This window comes from Leclercia sp. (assembly GCF_036780805.1).
GTDB lineage: Bacteria > Pseudomonadota > Gammaproteobacteria > Enterobacterales > Enterobacteriaceae > Enterobacter.
Window position 1 is genome coordinate 522,216 of sequence record NZ_DAIQCE010000001.1, and the last position, 16,400, is coordinate 538,615.

Genomic DNA, 16,400 nt, shown 5'->3' on the forward strand with positions numbered 1-16,400 from the left:
TGCTTCGCGGAAATCAGCTGCGCCGACAGGCGGTTATTTGCATCGCCACATTTTTCGACCATGCTTTTGGGGAGCCAATACAGGAGATCGTAATGAACAGAACAGGGGTAGTAATGGCGCTGGCGCTGCTGGGTGCCAGCCTGACGGCGCAGGCAGCCGATGAGAAAACCGTGAAGTTTCCAGCCTGTGAAGGCCAGGATGCCGAGGGCATTGCCGCCAGCGTGAAGCGGGACTATCTGCAAAACCGCATCGTGCGCTGGGCCGACGATCAAAAGACCCTCGGCCAGGCCGACCCGGTGGCGTGGATCAATCCGAAGGAGGTGAAGGGTGAAAACGATCGCTGGACCGTCCCGCTGACGGTGCGCGGTAAAAACACCGATATTCACTATCAGGTTAAAGTGGACTGTAAAGCGGGCAGCGCGCAGTACCTGTCACCGAAAAAGTGAATTTTCGCTTCTTTTGTCGCGGCAGACATTTCCTGACATCCCCTCGCTTAGGCTGTGAGATTCATCCACCGTTAAGTGAGGGAAATCATGTCAAACTGGCTGAATCAATTGCAGTCTCTACTTGGGCAGAAAACGGGATCTACCTCGGGTGAAGGGCTGAGCAAAATGCTCGCACCAGGGGCGCTTGGCGGTCTTGCCGGGCTGCTGGTGGCGAACAAAACCTCGCGTAAGCTGCTGGCGAAATACGGCACCGGCGCCCTGCTGGCGGGCGGCGGCGCGATTGCCGGCACCGTGCTGTGGAATAAATACAAGGATAAGGTGCGCGCTGCCCATCAGGGTGAACCGCAGTTTGGTCAGCAGACCTCGGCGCTGGATGTGCGCAGCGAAAGGCTGATCCTGGCGCTGGTCTTTGCGGCGAAGAGTGACGGCCACATTGACGACCAGGAGCGCACCGCTATAGAGCAGCAGCTGCGGGAAGCGGGCGTGGAGGAGCAGGGCAGAGCGCTGGTGGCCCAGGCCATTGAGCAGCCGCTTGATCCACAGCGTCTGGCGCAGGGGATCAAAAATGAAGAGGAAGCGCTGGAACTCTATTTCCTGAGCTGTGCGGCGATCGATATCGATCACTTTATGGAGCGTAGCTATCTCGATGCGCTGGGCGATGCGCTGAAAATCCCGACCGAGGTCCGGGAGGGGATTGAGCAGGATATTCGCCAGCAAAAACAGGCGCTCCCCGGCTAACTTTTTACCCCAGGGTATCCCGTTTCGCTTGCATCGTGCGCATGTTTTGCCAACCTTATAGGGTGTTAAACGTAAAAGAATCATACTGACATGCCACCTAAAGCCCAACGCATACCGCACGCTCTCACCGCGCACGGTGACACGCGTATCGACAACTATTACTGGTTGCGCGACGATACCCGCTCACAGCCGGAGGTACTGGACTACCTCCACGATGAAAATGACTATGGCCGCCGGGTCATGTCGACGCAGCAGGCGCTGCAGGATCGTCTGCTGAATGAAATGGTGCAGCGCGTTCCGCAGCGTGACGTCTCGGCGCCCTGGAGTCGCAACGGTTATCGCTACCGACACGTCTATGAGCCCGGTAACGAGTACGCCATCTATCAGCGCCAGTCGGTGCTCTGCGCCGAGTGGGAGGCGTGGGAAACGCTGCTGGATGCCAACCAGCGGGCGTCGCACAGCGAGTTTTATACCCTGGGCGGCATGGCGGTATCGCCGGATAACGCCATTATGGCGCTGGCCGAAGATTATCTGTCCAGACGGCAGTATGGCTTACGGTTCCGCAATCTGGAGTCCGGGAACTGGTATCCCGAGATGCTCGATAACGTCTCCCCCGATTTTATCTGGGCTAACGACTCGGAGACGGTCTACTACATCAAAAAGCACGCCACCACGCTGCACCCCTTTCAGGTTTGGCGACATACGGTAGGCACCGCCTCCACCAGCGACGAGCTGGTCTATGAGGAGAAAGACGAAACCTTTTACGTCAGCCTGCATAAGACTACCTCGAAACACTACGTCATCATCTTCCTCGCCAGTGCCACCACCACCGAGGTGCTGCTGCTGGATGCCGAACTGCCGGACGCCCAACCGCTGTGCTTTATGCCGCGCCGTAAGGATCATGAGTACAGCCTCGACCACTTCCAGCACACCTTCTATTTGCGATCCAACCGGGAGGGCAAAAACTTTGGCCTCTACAAAACCAAAGTGCGTGACGAGCGCAAATGGGAAGTGCTGATCCCGCCGCGCGACCAGGTGATGCTTGAGGGCTTTACCCTGTTTACCGACTGGCTGGTGGTGGAAGAGCGTCAGCGCGGGCTGACCAGCCTAAGACAGATCAATCGCAAAACCCGGGAGGTGATCGGTATCGCCTTCGACGATCCCGCCTACGTGACCTGGATTGGCTATAACCCGGAGCCGGAAACGTCGCGCCTGCGCTACGGTTACTCCTCCATGACCACCCCGGACACCCTGTTCGAGCTGGATATGGACACCGGGCAGCGCAAGGTGCTGAAGCAGGCTGAGGTCAAAGGCTTTGACGCTGAACTCTATCGCAGCGAGCACGTCTGGATTGTGGCCCGCGACGGCGTCGAAGTACCGGTCTCGCTGGTCTACCACAAGCACCATTTCCGCAAGGGCAAAAACCCGATCCTCATCTACGGCTACGGCTCCTATGGATCCAGCATTGACGCCGATTTCAGCAGCAGCCGCTTAAGCCTGCTCGACCGGGGCTTTGTCTTTGCCATCGCCCATATTCGCGGCGGCGGCGAGCTGGGGCAAAAGTGGTATGAAGACGGCAAATTCCTGAAAAAGAAAAACACCTTCAATGACTATCTCGATGTCTGCGAGGGCCTGCTTGAGTTGGGCTATGGCGACAGGAAACAGTGCTTCGCCATGGGGGGCAGTGCGGGCGGTATGCTGATGGGCACCGTGATCAACGAACGCCCGGGGCTGTTTAAAGGCGTGGTGGCGCAGGTGCCGTTCGTCGATGTGCTGACCACCATGCTCGACGAGTCTATTCCGCTGACCATCGGGGAGTATGAGGAGTGGGGCAACCCGCAGGATCCGACCTACTACCGCTACATGAAGGCCTACAGCCCCTACGACAACGTGGAGGCGAAAGCCTATCCGCACATGCTTGTCACCACCGGCTTGCACGACTCCCAGGTGCAGTACTGGGAGCCGGCGAAGTGGGTGGCGAAGCTTCGTGAAATGAAGACCGACGATAATTTACTGCTGCTCTGCACCGACATGGATGCCGGGCACGGGGGGAAATCCGGACGCTTTAAATCCTATGAAGGGGTGGCGCTGGAGTATGCCTTTATCGTCGGGCTGGCGCAGGAGACCCTGACAGCCCGGTCTGGAGACGCAGATCAGGATCCGCCCAGATAGTGCTTCAGGGTGAGACGCAGCTCGGGGCTCATTCTGTCGAGGTTGTTATACAGCCAGCGCAGATAGCCCGGATCTTTATCTGCCACTTCCGCCACCGCTTTCCCGCGGTATTTACCAAAGGTAAAGGTGGTCAACAGCGCCGGACGTCCGGTGATGTCGGCCATCTCATCCGGAGACCAGCCGGTGGTGTTCATGATATCAATCAGCAGCGCGGCGGTAATGTAGCAGTCGTACAGGGCGCGGTGATGATGCAGCCCCTCCGGCGTTCTGACGCTGAGTTTGCGCGACTTATAGAGCGCCATGTTGCTGTATTTGATCCCCGGCCATAAGCGCCGGGCCAGTTTCATGGTGCAGATCCACTCCCCCGGCATCTCGGGCAGCACGCGGCGATCGAAGCTGGCGTTATGCGCCACATACCACGCGCTGCCGTGGTAGTGGGGGATCACCTCTTCAATCCAGGGTTTGTCGGCCACCATGGCCTCGGTGATGCGGTGAATAGCCATTGCCTGCGGGCTAATGGGGCGATCCGGACGCACCAGATGGCTGCGTGGATTGACGATCTGCCCGTTCACAACATCGACAGACGCCACTTCCACAATCCCTCCCTGCAGATCGCAGGTTTCGGTGTCGATGACACGTAGCATGGCTCTCTCCTGGCCGTAAAAGGTCTAGCGTAATGGAATGATCTCACCTTGCCAACTCTGCTCAACATAGCGGCCCGTTAATAATACCTCTCCGCGATCGGCGCGCAGGATTAACTGCCCGCGGGCATCCCACAGGGCGCTGCCGCCGTCGTGGTTTGCCACCAGCACCGCAATTGCGTAGCGGTGGGCAAACCGCTGCAACCAGGCAAAAGAGGCCGGCCGCTCGGCTTCACTCATCGCCATGCCGCGGGTAAACAGCGTGGCGTTGGGCGTGATACCGGGCTGGTCGGCATGAGCATCGACAAGGGTCAGGCCGCTGTTTCGGCTCTCCAGGCAGGCACCTGCTTCATGCGGGTAGAAAACGGCCTGGGGCTGAGTTGGGCTAAACCACGCCAGCCCGCGCTGGCGCTGGCCGTTGTCGTCCACCGTGATCCCGGCAATAACCGAGACGTTACATGCCTGCGCAGCATCATGCAGGGTCGCGAGCTGCTGGCGTACGGGCGGGGCAGGAAGTTGGCTGTCAGGTAAGACCGGACCGGTTAAGGAGAGTTCCGGAAAGAGCAGCAAATTGCACTGCTGGCGTGCGGCGGCGGTAATAAAACGAAGATGGTGCGCGACGTGTTCGTCCACGCAGTGATGGGTCGGCTGGTACTGAGCAGCCGCAATTGTCCAGTGAGACATCGTGATTTCCTTATGCACGGAGTCGCAGAGATTCATAAAGCCCCTGAATGAATCAGGGCTTTTTATCCTGGCATAATCTGTGTAAGGAACTGTAACTGCGGGTAAGGTTACTTAACTTTCGGCTCCCACGGCAGGCGCGAGAGGTTAACTGAGGCCAGTCGATGCGCGATCAGGCGTTCGCGAAACCAGTCGCGCAGGTGTGCCGGTTGTTCCCGCTCTACCACTTCAGCGATCACCGGCATATTGTAGCGCTCTTTGAATGCCACGCCCGCAGCGGCTAAATCCACATTCACTTTGTCCATCTCCTCCTGTGGGAGGGTGGCGAGATTTGTCTTCATAACCGTCTCCTTCATTTGCGGGCCAACGTTACCCAAACGGCAGCGCATTGACAAGCCCGGGCGATGATCCTCGACTGGATCATTATACAGAGTTATCCTCTGACAATCAGGCATAACAAAAAGGAATGTATGTGATGGCGATGCGCCTTTCCCGTGCTGTCTGCACGCTGACTCTGTTACTGACCACGCTGACGACGCCGGTTGTCTTTGCTCATGCCCATTTGCAGCATCAATACCCCGCGGCCGATGCCGCCGTTGATGCGGCACCTCAGGCATTAACGCTCAACTTCTCCGAGGGAATCGAACCGCGGTTTAGCGGCGTGTCCATTACGGATGATAAACAGCAGCCTGTCGAAACCGGGGCGGTAAAACGCAACGAGAAAGATCCCACTCAGCTGATCGTGCCGATGAACGTTCCGCTGACGGCAGGCACTTACCAGGTGGACTGGCACGTAGTCTCCGTGGATGGCCACAAAACCCAGGGTAGCTACCGTTTTAGCGTGAAGTAACATGCTGGCGGCCTGCTACGTTACGCTGCGCTTTGTCCATTTTTCCGCCCTGATGGTGCTGTTCGGTAACGCCCTGTATGGCACCTGGCTGGCACCCGTGTCCCTGCGGCGTTTGCTGATGCGGCGTTTTCGCCGTCGGCAAAAAACGGTCGCGCTTATTGGCCTGCTTTCGGCGCTGTTAATGCTGGCGCTGCAGGGCGGGATGATGGGCAATGGCTGGCAGGATGTTATCAGTGCGCCAACCTGGTTTGCGGTGCTTACTACCCAGTTTGGCCGGATCTGGCTGTGGCAGATGATCCTGGCCCTGATGACCCTCTGGATTGCCTGGCTGGAGCCACGGAAAGCCGTACCGCTGATCCTGCTGTTTACCGCCGCGCAGTTCATCCTGCTGGCGGGAACCGGGCATGCGGCGATGCATGAGGGCGTTCTGGGCAGGGCGCAGCGCAGCAATCATGCCCTGCATCTGCTGTGTGCCGCCGTCTGGCTGGGGGGCTTATTGCCGCTGCTTTTTTGCCTGCGCCTGTCGCGCGGACGCTGGCGGGAAGCCGCCATCTTCACCATGATGCGCTTCTCGCGCTACGGTCATCTGGCGGTGGCGGGTGTGATACTCACCGGAGTGGTTAATACCCTGCTGGTCCAGGGCTGGGTAGCGCCGTGGCACTCGGCCTGGGGGCGACTGCTGTTGTTGAAATGTGCGCTGGTGGCAATGATGGTGGTAATTGCTCTGGTGAATCGGTATGTTCTGGTGCCGCGATTTCGTTCCGGCGATGGACGTGAGCAACGTTATTTTATCAGGATGACGCAGACTGAGGTTGTGCTGGGGGCGCTGGTTCTGGCGGCAGTCAGCCTGTTCGCGACCTGGGAACCCTTCTGACGAGGTGGAACACAATGAAAAAAACCGTACTTTCTCTCTTGTTGCTGGCCTGTTCCGGCACGGCGCTGGCGGCACCGCAGGTGATCACCGTCAGCCGGTTTGAAGTGGGTAAAGACAAATGGGCGTTTAACCGGGAAGAGGTCATGCTGACCTGCCGTCCGGGGCATGCGCTGTATGCCATCAACCCGAGTACGCTGGTGCAGTATCCCCTGAACGATGTGGCGCAGCAGCAGGTCGACAGCGGTAAGAGCAACGCTCAGCCGATTTCGATTATTCAGGTTGATGACCCGCAAAATCCGGGGCAGAAGATGAGCCTGGCGCCGTTTATTGAACGCGCAAATACGCTCTGCTAGTTTACCGCTTCCAATAAAAAAAACCGCAGGCTTCTCTTCGGAAGCATTGCGGTTTTTGTGTTTAAGGACAGGCTAACGCTTTTTTTCAGGCCACTTTTGCTGCGGACTGGAAAACCTGGCGTCGTCATCTATTCTTAAAGTGCAAGGCGACTTAGCCTGCATTAATGCCAACTTTTAGCGCACGGCTCTCTCCCAAGAGCCATTTCCCTGGACCGAATACAGGAATCGTATTCGGTCTCTTTTTATCTGTTGAAAGTAAACGCATTTTCCTGTTGCGGACTTTAACAGATGGGCAACATCCTCTGTTCTTCGTTAAACCATACCACACTACGCCCGGCGGAAGTCCAGCGCTTTTTAGCGCTTGTGTTAAATTTTTGCCTGTTACCGATGAAAGCAAGTATTAGCGGCAAAACCGGGCGCGGATGGCCTGCTCAATCTCATCCAGTAGCTGAAAACGACGGCGGTACTCGGCGCGTTTTTTACTGGCGATGCTCTCCAGTGATTTACGCTCCATGCCGAATGGCAGGGTCCAGCGGAAGGCATTATCCTGTTTACCGCCCAGCGAGGCCCAGAACTCGTCATAGCTGGCGTGGAGATGGCGACCTTTGCTCAAGCGGTAGCGCAGGGCGCGAAAAACATGGCCCTCATCACTGACGCCGTAAAGGGCAGCGATCCCTGACTGCTTCGCCAGATTGAAGACGGCTTCGAGCAGAATACGTTTGGGGAAGAGGCCATGACAGGCACGTGTGGCGTTTTTGATCGTCTCCCGGCCAACATCCCGGCGCGGCCCCTGCAGGCCACCAATCACCAGCGCGCTGCGCCCGTTTTCCGCAACAACGCTGAAGGTCAGACTCGCCAGCAGGGTATTATCCCCGGCACGTAACCAGAGCGTGGTTTCTCCCTCGCGTTCGGCCTTCACCGCAGAGGTGGCATAGATCGTATAGCTGGCGTCGTCTTTGGTGGCGAACTGTAGCAGTGGAAGCGGCATCGGACTGGTAAAGAGGTGAGCCAGGCCGCTCTCCGGCAGGGCATCAATCCAGGCGTAGTGGTGCAGGATGGCCTGCGCGCGCTCACCGGCCGTCAGCCCGCGGGTGAGATACTGGCGCTGGGTTTTCACCGGCAACGTTGGCTGCGCCTTTAGCAAGGTTGAGAAATCATCGCGGCGGGAGATCGTCTCCAGCATGCGGGTGGTCGAGGACCAGAACAGCAGGGTGCGCAGGAAGAATTTCAGCCGATAATCGCGCTTCTGCCACAGCGGGCCGGGCATAAGATCGCCTTTCGCCAGGGCGACAATAACGGAAGAACGGTGCGTGTATGGCACCTCAGCAGGCAGGATAGTATTTGACACGATGATGACCTCTTTATAATTCTGCAATCATCTTAAAGGTCATCGGATAATCATTTAACCGTTGCTAAACCTTTATTTCCGCTTTGTTTAATAACGATTGAGGTTATTAAACGAGGCGCCTGTCTGTCCCCGTCAATGCACATCCCGTAAGGGCTATACTTGATCCTGAGGAGGCGCTATGTATCTAAAACTTGATGGTCAGAACTGGCGGCACGTCTGGGTGGTAAGCGATCTTCATGGGTGTTATCAACTGCTTATGGATGAAATAAAGCACCGACATCTTAATCCATATGAGGATTTACTTATTTGCGTCGGCGATCTAATCGATCGCGGGCCGGACAGCGTGAAATGCCTGCAGTTATTAAATGAAAACTGGTTTTATGCGGTGCGTGGCAATCATGAACAGATGGCGCTGGACGCCCTGCATAATAAGAGCTTCGGGCTGTGGCTGATGAATGGCGGGGTCTGGTTTGCCGAATTAAAGGGGCAACAAAGGGAGCAGGCTCTCGACCTGTTGAGGCGATGCGAAACGTTGCCATGGATTATCGAAATCACCTGCGCCAACGGCGTGAACGTGATTGCCCATGCCGATTACCCGTCATCTCAGTATGAATGGGAGAAACCGGTCGCGAAGCAGAGCATTCTGTGGGACAGGGATCGCCTGCGGGAATTGATGAATGGCGAAGAGGAGGGGATAGCCGGGGCAGATCACTTCTGGTTTGGCCATACGCCGCTCAACGCGCGGTTTGATTGCCAGAACCTGCACTATATTGACACCGGGGCGGTGTTTGGCGGGTCGTTGACCCTGGCGCAGCTGCAATAATTAGAGGTCGGCATACTCCTGGGCCGGACGCCAGAAACCGTCGACGAAATCTTCTACCGGGTAGCAGCCGCCGTGGCGGATCCGCTGATCGTCCATCGACGCCTCGCACTGAAGTTCGGTGCGATAGACGTCCACAACCAGGTCTTCGCAGCCCGCATCCAGATAACAAATAAACAGCACCAGTGCGTACATCATGCCCCTCAGCATTCACTATCGTATTAATATTGTAGGGGATGATTCAGGGAAGGGGAAAATACGTTAACAAATAACCCGCCTGCGGGCGGGTTCTCTCCGAATCATGCAAGGCGCATAATCCAGGCATCGGAACCTTGATCGTAATGCTCACGGTACAGTACTGAGTGTTCGCCATCGAGGAGAGCCGGGACGCTGGTATCTGCATCCCAGGCGTCGAGCTGCATGCACAGATCGGGGTCAGACTTGCAGGGGATGGTTAACGTTCGTTCGCCCTGCGTATCGCCGTTTAACTCGGCATCATCGATTTCGAATGCGCCAATGCGCACATTGGTTTTCGTCATAATGCTCTCCATCATCTCGCTGTGTTCTGGTACGACCAGTATAGTCGCCCACTTTTCAGCCTGGTCAATGGAGAGCAAAAGCGCCAGTAAAAAAATGCCTTTTTTAGCTCGCGTCGACGTTACCGGTAAACAAGCGACCGTCGCGAACCAGCTCGCGCGGGTAGCTATTTTTCAGGCGTGAGCCCACTTTTTTCGCCAGCCCGATGGGGAAACCCTGATACGTCACCACCACTTCATCCCCGGCAGGAGACGCCTGCGGCCAGACATCGCGCCCGCGATACCACTCTTCGGCTTCCTGCTGGGTTAAGGCAAAGGTGTTGTCCTGGCCGGCCAGGGCGATCGTTGCCTCATGCTGCCAGCGATAACCCTTGTTGTGCGTTTCGGCCAGTCGAATGCCGAGGCGGGAGAAACGCACTTTACCGATCAGCGGCTCAATTTCGGTCGGGAATAACCACACCTCTTTGTCACGCTGCCACAGGCGCAGGTTATCGTCCCATTGCAGACCCGCCTGGTTTGCCGCAGCGGTAAGCTGCGCGGCTTCGCGCGTTTTGAGCGGCGTAAACGGGAAATTGCCCACCTTGAATTTCGGGGCGGGCAGCGGGGCGATGGCGGCGGTTTTGCGCAGCCGCGCCACGAAGAAGCCTTCGCAGTCGTAGATGTGCGGGAAGACGTGCAGGAAGCCTTCCGGGGTGACGCATTCACCCGCGCTGGCGAACAGGTCATTCAGCGGCAGAAATTCCACCGCGTCGGGATACTGCGCTTTCAGCCACAGGCAGACCGCTTCGTTCTCGTCGCGGTTAAGGGTGCAGGTGGAGTAGACCAGGGTCCCGCCGGGGCGCAGGGCATGGAAGGCACTGTCGATCAGCTCGCGCTGGGTGGCGGCGATCTCCAGATTGCTGGCCACGGACCAGTTCTTCAGCGCGTCGGGATCTTTGCGCACTACCCCTTCGCCGGAGCAGGGGGCGTCCAGCAGGATCGCATCAAAGGCTTCCGGCAGGGCGGCGCCAAACACGCGGCCATCAAAATGAGTCAGTGCCACGTTGCGGATCCCGCAGCGGCTGATGTTGGCATGAAGCACTTTGACGCGGCTGGCAGAGAACTCATTGGCGAGGATTGCGCCCTGGTTATTCATCCGCGCGGCGATTTGGGTGGTTTTGGAACCCGGGGCCGCCGCCACGTCCATCACCCGGGCGGGCATATTGTCGTCGGCAAACAGCGCGGCAACCGGCAGCATGGAGCTGGCTTCCTGAATATAAAACAGCCCGCTCAGGTGCTCGGCGGTGCTGCCCAGCGGCAGGGCTTCTTCGTCGTCACGTTCGATCCAGAACCCCTCTTCGCACCACGGAACCGGCGTCAGCTGCCAGCCGTAGGGGGCGACCAGCGTGAGGAAATCCGCGACGCTGATTTTCAGGGTATTGACGCGCAGGCTGCGGCGCAGCGGGCGCTGGCAGGCGGCGATAAACGCATCAAGAGCGAGAGGGTCAGGCAGAGCCTGGCGCATTTGCGCCAGAAATTCATCTGGCAGATAGACGGGACGTTGAGACACGAGCGCACCACAGGGAGTAAAAAGAGGCGCGCAGTGTACCACAAAGGCTCCGGTGGGTTGCACCGGAGCGCAGGCATTAACGTGGCAGGGCGGTTCCCCACGTGCGCCACTCTTTCGGCTCGCTCTCCTGCAGCAGGAAGTGCTTGCCGGGCTGAGATTTCGGTGCCAGCGGCGTATCCGGCGGCGTCGCGAAGGCGATCCCCCCACGGATAAACTGATTGAAGGTCCCGGTTTTCACTACCCCGCCGGTCAGGCCGAAATCAAGCGAGTAGCCGGAGGCCAGCCAGAAGACCGAGTTGTTACGCACCAGATGCTGATAACGATCGCTGATGCGCAGGGCCACCATCACCCGGTCGGAGAGGGTCCCCAGCGTCAGGCCGGTGACCGTACCCACTTCCATGCCACGGAACAGCACCGGTGTCCCGATAGCGAGCGATGCCGCATCCGGCACCTCCACCACGATGCTCAGGCCATCAAGATAGCGTGAGTCGGTGATGGTCGCTTCCTGCAGCTCGAAGTCGCGGCGCGGTTTACCCTGGCCAGGCTCGACGTTGATATAGGGCTGGAGGATGGTATCCAGATGCTCCACCCCCGCGGCGGAAATCTGCGGGGTGATCACCGAGAAACGGGTTCCGGTGCGGGCGAAGTTATCGACATACTCCGGATAGAGCACCGCCGTGGCCTGCACCTCATTGCGGGCGGTAATCAGCTTCAGGCTCTGGACCTGACCAATATCAATCCCCAGATAGCGCACCGGCATCCCTTCGGCGAGCTTGCCCGCATCAAAGGCGTGCAGGGTGATCTGGCCGCCTACCGCGCGCGCAGCGGTTTCAGACGGATAGAGGATCCGCTTGTCGCCTTTGCGCTGGCTGGCGCTGGCGCCGCTCAGGTTGTCAAAGCTGATAGCACCGCGCAGGGCGCGGGAGAGCGGGGAGGCCTGCACCGTCAGCCCGCTGCCGTTCAGCTGCACTTTGGCCCCGCCTTCAGCCCAGAACACGCTGTTGCTGGTCAGCAGCTTGCGGTATTCCGGTTTGATATGCAGTTCAATATCAAAGGCATTCGCGCGCGGGCGCACGAGGATCACTTCCCCCACTTCGAATTTACGATACAGCACCACCGAGCCTGCCTGTACGTCCGGCAGGGTGTCGGCCACCAGCGTAAGCGTGGTGGTCGGCAGATCGCTCAGGCTGTTTTCCAGGGCTTTGTCCAGGTTGGCATACAGCGGGTAGCTGTCGCGCATGGCGCCTTTCTCACCCGGCAGGATGCGGATCCCGCCGCTGATCCACTCGCTGGCGCTGGCTGCCAGGAACTCGACGCCGTCGAGCCCGACTTTGACATCCACCCGGCTGTTGACCACGAATTTGCTGTCGCCATGCACCAGCTCGCGGTATTGCGGATCGATCGCCACCTCAAAGGTGACCCCTTTGCTGGTGAGCGAACGCTCAAGCACCTGGCCAATCTGCACGCCATGTAAAATCAGCGGCTGGCCGGCGTCGATACCGTAGCTTTCCGGGGCGCTAAGGCTCACGGTCAGGACGCCAGGTTTTTGTAACAGCGCTTTATCGGCCGGGGCGATGGTGAAATGATCGACCGGTTCGCCGCCGCCGGGGATCAGCTCAAAGGTACTGCCGGTGAGCAGGCTGCTGACGCTGGGGTTGCTGAGCGACAGCTTAGGACTGCGCATTTCGATGCGCGTTTTTTCCCGCAGCAGATCGACTACGCTCGGGTCAACGGTCATTTCCCCGGTCACCAGACCGCCTGGATTGAGCGTCATTTTGGTAAGCTGTCCCACCTGCAGCCCCTGATACATCAGCGGCGTGGAATCGGCCTTCAGGCCATCTGCAGAGGGAAGGGTCAGCTTGACGATCACGCCGCGCTGGCTGTGGGCCAGATCTTTGTACAGGCCGAAATCATCTTCCTGGGTGGCGGGCTCAGATCCCTCCGGTGAGTCGAAGGCGATAGCGCCATTCACCAGCGCCGCCAGGCTTTCCAGCTTCACTTTGGCCCCGCTCAGGCTCAGGTCGGCATCGACCCCGGAGACGTTCCAGAAGCGACTGCCTTTTTTCACCAGCGAGGTGAAGCGCCGCTCGATCAGCACGTCGATGGTCACCCCCTGCTTGTTAGGGGTGATGGCGTAATCGTAGACGCGACCGACGGGGATCTTGCGGAAGTAGACCAGCGACCCGCTGTTCAGTGAGCCCAGATCCGGCGCGTGCAGATGAATCATCAGATCGCCGTTGTTGAGCCGGTATTTCGGCTGGGTATCCAGGGCGGTAAAGTGATCCTGTGGCTCACCTTTACCCGGCATCATGCCGATATAGTTCCCGCCGACCAGCGCATCCAGCCCTGACACTCCCGCCAGCGAGGCTTTTGGCGTCACCAGCCAGAACTGGGTCTCTTCCCGCAGGGCATCCTTCATGTCGGACTTGATGCTGGCGCGAACCTCAATTTTATTCAGGTTCTTGTCCAGCGAGATATCCTCGACGGTCCCCACTTCAACCCCCTGGAAACGCACGGGCGTACGACCCGCAACGATGCCGTCGGCGCTCTGGAAATCAATGGTAATGGTATTGCCGCGATCCTCGTAACTGGTCCAGATTAACCAGCCGGCGATCATCAGCGCGATAACCGGCAGCAACCAGAAAGGGGAAATACGACGTTTTGTTTTAACTCGCGCTTCAGTCGGCGAAGCTGGCGTTTCCTGACTCATGTGCATCCCAAAGTAAGCGGCTATCCAGCCATTCCACTGCAAGAATAGTCAATATCACCGCAGTGCCGAAATAAAGCGCTGCGGGTCCCATAGTAAAAGCAAGGAGCTGATCGCGATTGATCAGCGACATCATCAACGAAATAACAAACAGATCCAGCATTGACCAGCGGCCAATCCAGGTCACGAAACGCAACAGCAGTATGCGGGTTCTCAGCCCCTGTTCACATTTGAAATGAATGCTGACGAGCAGGGTAAACATCACGACAACTTTGGTAAAGGGCACCAGAATACTGGCGATAAACACCACGGCCGCAACGGCAATGTTGCTCTGCGCCAGCGAGATAATGCCCGACATAATGGTATCTTCCTGACGCGCCCCGTTGACGTATATCACCGAGATGGGCAGCAGGTTAGCCGGTAACAGCAATATCAGCGAGGCGATCAGCGCCGCCCAGCATTTTTGCAGGCTGTTGTGGCGGCGCAGGCGCAGCGGAATATGGCAGCGCGGGCAGCGGCCGCGGGCGTCTGGCAGCCCGGTATAGTGGCAGCCCAGACAGATCCGCAGATCGGTATTGTAGCGGGTAGCGGGGCGCTGGGGATAAAACCGCTCCCAGAGCTGCTCCACGTTCAGGTGGATGAGGGTGAGAATGCTCAGGATCACCAGCGCGATAAAGGCGAACAGGCCGCTGCCGGGCTGCAGCCAGGCGTAATCCTGCACCTTGATTGAGGCCACGACGATCCCTACCAGGTAGATATCCAGCATCACCCACTCCTTGAGCCTCTCAAGCATCAGAAGCACCGGGCGCAGGTTCATCCCCAGAATATTGCCAAACCACAGATAGGCGATGGCGGCTACCAGTACCACCGGCGCGCCGACGGTACAGAACAACACCATCGAGGCGGTGAGGGGATCGCCCTGGCGGGTCATCTGCCAGATCCCCTCCAGCAGGTTGGCATCGATGCGCTGGCCTAACAGGTGCAAACTGAGCAGCGGCTCGCTCCAGGCAAAGGGCATCAGCAGCATCATGGTGACGGCCATCGCGGCCAGTCGCGTCAGGGACCAGTCGCGTCCATCGCGGATTTTTGCGTTGCACCGCGGGCAGAAAGCACTTTGGTATGATTTCATCTTTGGCAACGTAAAAAGCGTATCGCATTGTGGGCAACGCTGATAATGTTCACGGGGCAGCGCATCGCCGACCGCATGCACAGTAATCTTTTTCGCCGGTGTTATTTTCGGTGTTTTAAGAGCCATCGGTCGCGCTAAAAAAGGATAGTTAATAGTTATCTTAACTCATGAATGGATTCATCTTGAGCATGAACGTAAATAATGCTTATTTTAATAGGCTATGCTGTAATTTTGTAAGACAACCAAGTGATTGAATAATGAACAAAACAGAATTCTACACGGATTTGAACCGTGACTTTCAGGCATTGATGGCGGGTGAAACCAGTTTTTTAGCCACGCTGGCGAATACCAGCGCGTTACTCTTCGAACGTCTTTCTGATGTGAACTGGGCCGGTTTCTATCTGCTGGAAGGCGAGACGCTGGTGCTGGGGCCCTTCCAGGGCAAACTGGCCTGCGTACGTATTCCGGTCGGGCGCGGCGTGTGTGGTACCGCGGTAGCGCAAGACCAGGTGCAGCGTGTTGACGACGTCCACGCGTTCGACGGGCATATCGCCTGCGACAGCGCCAGCAATGCTGAAATCGTACTTCCTCTGAAAGTGAATAATCAGATTATCGGTGTACTGGATATCGACAGCACGGTCTTCAATCGCTTTACCCGCGAGGATGAGCAGGGGCTGCGCGAGCTGGTGGCGAACCTTGAAAACGTTCTCGCCGCGACCGATTATCATAAATTCTTTGCGAGCGTCGCAGGATAATCAACGGATAACGTAGCATTTAGCGATGGCGTCATTATAATGACGCCTGTTCATGCCTGCGGCTTGTCGGCAACGTCCGTTGTAATCAGGAAATTTCATGGAAAATCAACCTAAGTTGAATAGCAGTAAAGAAGTTATCGCGTTTTTGGCCGAACGTTTTCCTCAATGTTTTAGTGCCGAAGGCGAAGCTCGTCCCCTGAAGATTGGTATTTTTCAGGATCTGGTAGAGCGTGTTGAAGGTGAGATGAACCTCAGCAAAACCCAACTCCGCTCCGCCTTACGTCTTTATACTTCGAGCTGGCGTTACCTGTACGGTATCAAAGCGGGCGCGACGCGTGTCGATCTCGACGGCAACCCTTGCGGTGTGCTGGATGAGCAACACGTTGAGCACGCCCGTAAGCAGCTCGAAGAAGCCAAAGCGCGAGTTCAGGCTCAGCGTGCTGAACAGCAGGCGAAGAAACGCGAAGCGGCCGCGGCCAATGGCCAGGAAGAAGCGCCTCGCCGTGAACGTAAGCCACGTCCTGCCCCACGTCGCAAAGAGAACACCGAGCGTAAGCCACGTGCTGAGCAACCTGCGGCAAAAGCCCCGCGTGCGCCTCGTGAAGAGCCGCGCCACACCCCGGTTTCTGACATCACCGCCCTGAGCGTCGGTCAGTCTCTGAAGGTGAAAGCGGGTAATAATGCTATGGATGCCACCGTACTGGAAATCACCAAAGATGGCGTTCGTGTACAGCTGACTTCTGGTCTGTCAATGATTGTACGCGCAGAACACTTGTTGTTCTAAAACGGAGGCCAAGCCCG

General features: G+C 57.7%; 18 protein-coding genes. 9 read left to right on the top strand and 9 right to left on the bottom strand.

Features of this window, described 5'->3' with window-relative positions; all coding sequences use genetic code 11:
* Window positions 1-92: 92 nt before the first annotated feature.
* The 3 genes from yebF to ptrB all read left to right on the top strand — a co-directional run bounded on the left by yebF (window position 93) and on the right by ptrB (window position 3,356).
* Complete coding sequence (yebF, locus tag V7Q49_RS02350; RefSeq protein WP_333849125.1) at window positions 93-446, top strand: protein YebF; 354 nt, start codon at window positions 93-95, stop codon at window positions 444-446.
* Between the two features lie 87 nt (window positions 447-533).
* Window positions 534-1,184, top strand: coding sequence for a tellurite resistance TerB family protein (locus tag V7Q49_RS02355; RefSeq protein WP_333849126.1), 651 nt, complete (start codon window positions 534-536; stop codon window positions 1,182-1,184).
* A 90-nt stretch (window positions 1,185-1,274) separates the two neighbouring features.
* A complete protein-coding gene (gene ptrB / locus V7Q49_RS02360; protein WP_333849130.1) occupies window positions 1,275-3,356 on the top strand; it encodes an oligopeptidase B in 2,082 nt (693 codons plus the stop codon).
* On the opposite strand, the gene exoX is transcribed toward ptrB, so the two are convergent.
* From exoX to V7Q49_RS02375, 3 genes are all read right to left on the bottom strand, one after another.
* On the bottom strand, window positions 3,338-4,000 hold the full coding sequence (gene exoX, locus V7Q49_RS02365) for an exodeoxyribonuclease X (protein ID WP_333849131.1): 663 nt from the start codon (window positions 3,998-4,000) through the stop codon (window positions 3,338-3,340). The two genes, ptrB and exoX, sit on opposite strands and share 19 nt — an antisense overlap.
* Before the next feature lie 24 nt (window positions 4,001-4,024).
* A complete protein-coding gene (locus tag V7Q49_RS02370; protein ID WP_333849132.1) occupies window positions 4,025-4,681 on the bottom strand; it encodes a nitrilase-related carbon-nitrogen hydrolase in 657 nt (218 codons plus the stop codon).
* Between the two features lie 107 nt (window positions 4,682-4,788).
* Complete coding sequence (locus V7Q49_RS02375) at window positions 4,789-5,019, bottom strand: DNA polymerase III subunit theta (protein WP_333849133.1); 231 nt, start codon at window positions 5,017-5,019, stop codon at window positions 4,789-4,791.
* A 134-nt stretch (window positions 5,020-5,153) separates the two neighbouring features.
* Here V7Q49_RS02375 and yobA point away from each other — a divergent pair, with 134 nt between their 5' ends.
* Genes yobA through V7Q49_RS02390 form a run of 3 tightly spaced genes read left to right on the top strand, consistent with a single transcriptional unit; the run spans window position 5,154 to window position 6,755 of the window.
* The gene (yobA, locus tag V7Q49_RS02380) at window positions 5,154-5,528 is read left to right on the top strand and encodes a CopC domain-containing protein YobA (RefSeq protein WP_333849134.1); all 375 of its coding nucleotides are present in this window, start codon (window positions 5,154-5,156) and stop codon (window positions 5,526-5,528) included.
* 1 nt (window position 5,529) lies between these two features.
* The gene (copD, locus tag V7Q49_RS02385) at window positions 5,530-6,402 is read left to right on the top strand and encodes a copper homeostasis membrane protein CopD (protein WP_333849136.1); all 873 of its coding nucleotides are present in this window, start codon (window positions 5,530-5,532) and stop codon (window positions 6,400-6,402) included.
* Window positions 6,403-6,416: 14 nt separating this feature from the next.
* Window positions 6,417-6,755 (top strand): YebY family protein, encoded by a 339-nt coding sequence (locus V7Q49_RS02390; RefSeq protein WP_333849137.1) that lies wholly within the window; start codon window positions 6,417-6,419, stop codon window positions 6,753-6,755.
* A 400-nt stretch (window positions 6,756-7,155) separates the two neighbouring features.
* On the opposite strand, the gene V7Q49_RS02395 is transcribed toward V7Q49_RS02390, so the two are convergent.
* The gene (locus tag V7Q49_RS02395) at window positions 7,156-8,103 is read right to left on the bottom strand and encodes a VirK/YbjX family protein (RefSeq protein ID WP_333849138.1); all 948 of its coding nucleotides are present in this window, start codon (window positions 8,101-8,103) and stop codon (window positions 7,156-7,158) included.
* A gap of 178 nt (window positions 8,104-8,281) precedes the next feature.
* Here V7Q49_RS02395 and pphA point away from each other — a divergent pair, with 178 nt between their 5' ends.
* A complete protein-coding gene (gene pphA / locus V7Q49_RS02400; RefSeq protein ID WP_333849140.1) occupies window positions 8,282-8,926 on the top strand; it encodes a protein-serine/threonine phosphatase in 645 nt (214 codons plus the stop codon).
* Here the strand turns inward: pphA and V7Q49_RS02405 are convergent, their stop codons facing one another.
* The 5 genes from V7Q49_RS02405 to yebS all read right to left on the bottom strand — a co-directional run bounded on the left by V7Q49_RS02405 (window position 8,927) and on the right by yebS (window position 14,970).
* Window positions 8,927-9,118: a YebW family protein gene (locus V7Q49_RS02405; protein WP_333850471.1), complete on the bottom strand. Its 192-nt coding sequence runs from the start codon at window positions 9,116-9,118 to the stop codon at window positions 8,927-8,929. It lies immediately after the preceding gene.
* 104 nt (window positions 9,119-9,222) lie between these two features.
* Window positions 9,223-9,462: a YebV family protein gene (locus V7Q49_RS02410; RefSeq protein ID WP_032611546.1), complete on the bottom strand. Its 240-nt coding sequence runs from the start codon at window positions 9,460-9,462 to the stop codon at window positions 9,223-9,225.
* Between the two features lie 103 nt (window positions 9,463-9,565).
* Entirely contained in the window at window positions 9,566-11,008 is a 1,443-nt protein-coding gene (rsmF, locus tag V7Q49_RS02415) for a 16S rRNA (cytosine(1407)-C(5))-methyltransferase RsmF (RefSeq protein ID WP_333849141.1), read from the bottom strand.
* Between the two features lie 76 nt (window positions 11,009-11,084).
* On the bottom strand, window positions 11,085-13,718 hold the full coding sequence (locus tag V7Q49_RS02420; protein WP_333849142.1) for a PqiB family protein: 2,634 nt from the start codon (window positions 13,716-13,718) through the stop codon (window positions 11,085-11,087).
* Window positions 13,687-14,970: a membrane integrity lipid transport subunit YebS gene (gene yebS, locus V7Q49_RS02425; protein WP_333849143.1), complete on the bottom strand. Its 1,284-nt coding sequence runs from the start codon at window positions 14,968-14,970 to the stop codon at window positions 13,687-13,689. The genes V7Q49_RS02420 and yebS overlap by 32 nt, the downstream gene beginning before the upstream one ends.
* 131 nt (window positions 14,971-15,101) lie before the next feature.
* Here yebS and V7Q49_RS02430 point away from each other — a divergent pair, with 131 nt between their 5' ends.
* Window positions 15,102-15,599, top strand: coding sequence for a GAF domain-containing protein (locus V7Q49_RS02430; protein WP_333849145.1), 498 nt, complete (start codon window positions 15,102-15,104; stop codon window positions 15,597-15,599).
* A gap of 97 nt (window positions 15,600-15,696) precedes the next feature.
* Window positions 15,697-16,383, top strand: coding sequence for an RNA chaperone ProQ (gene proQ, locus V7Q49_RS02435; protein ID WP_039030800.1), 687 nt, complete (start codon window positions 15,697-15,699; stop codon window positions 16,381-16,383).
* The last annotated feature ends 17 nt before the right edge of the window (window positions 16,384-16,400 follow it).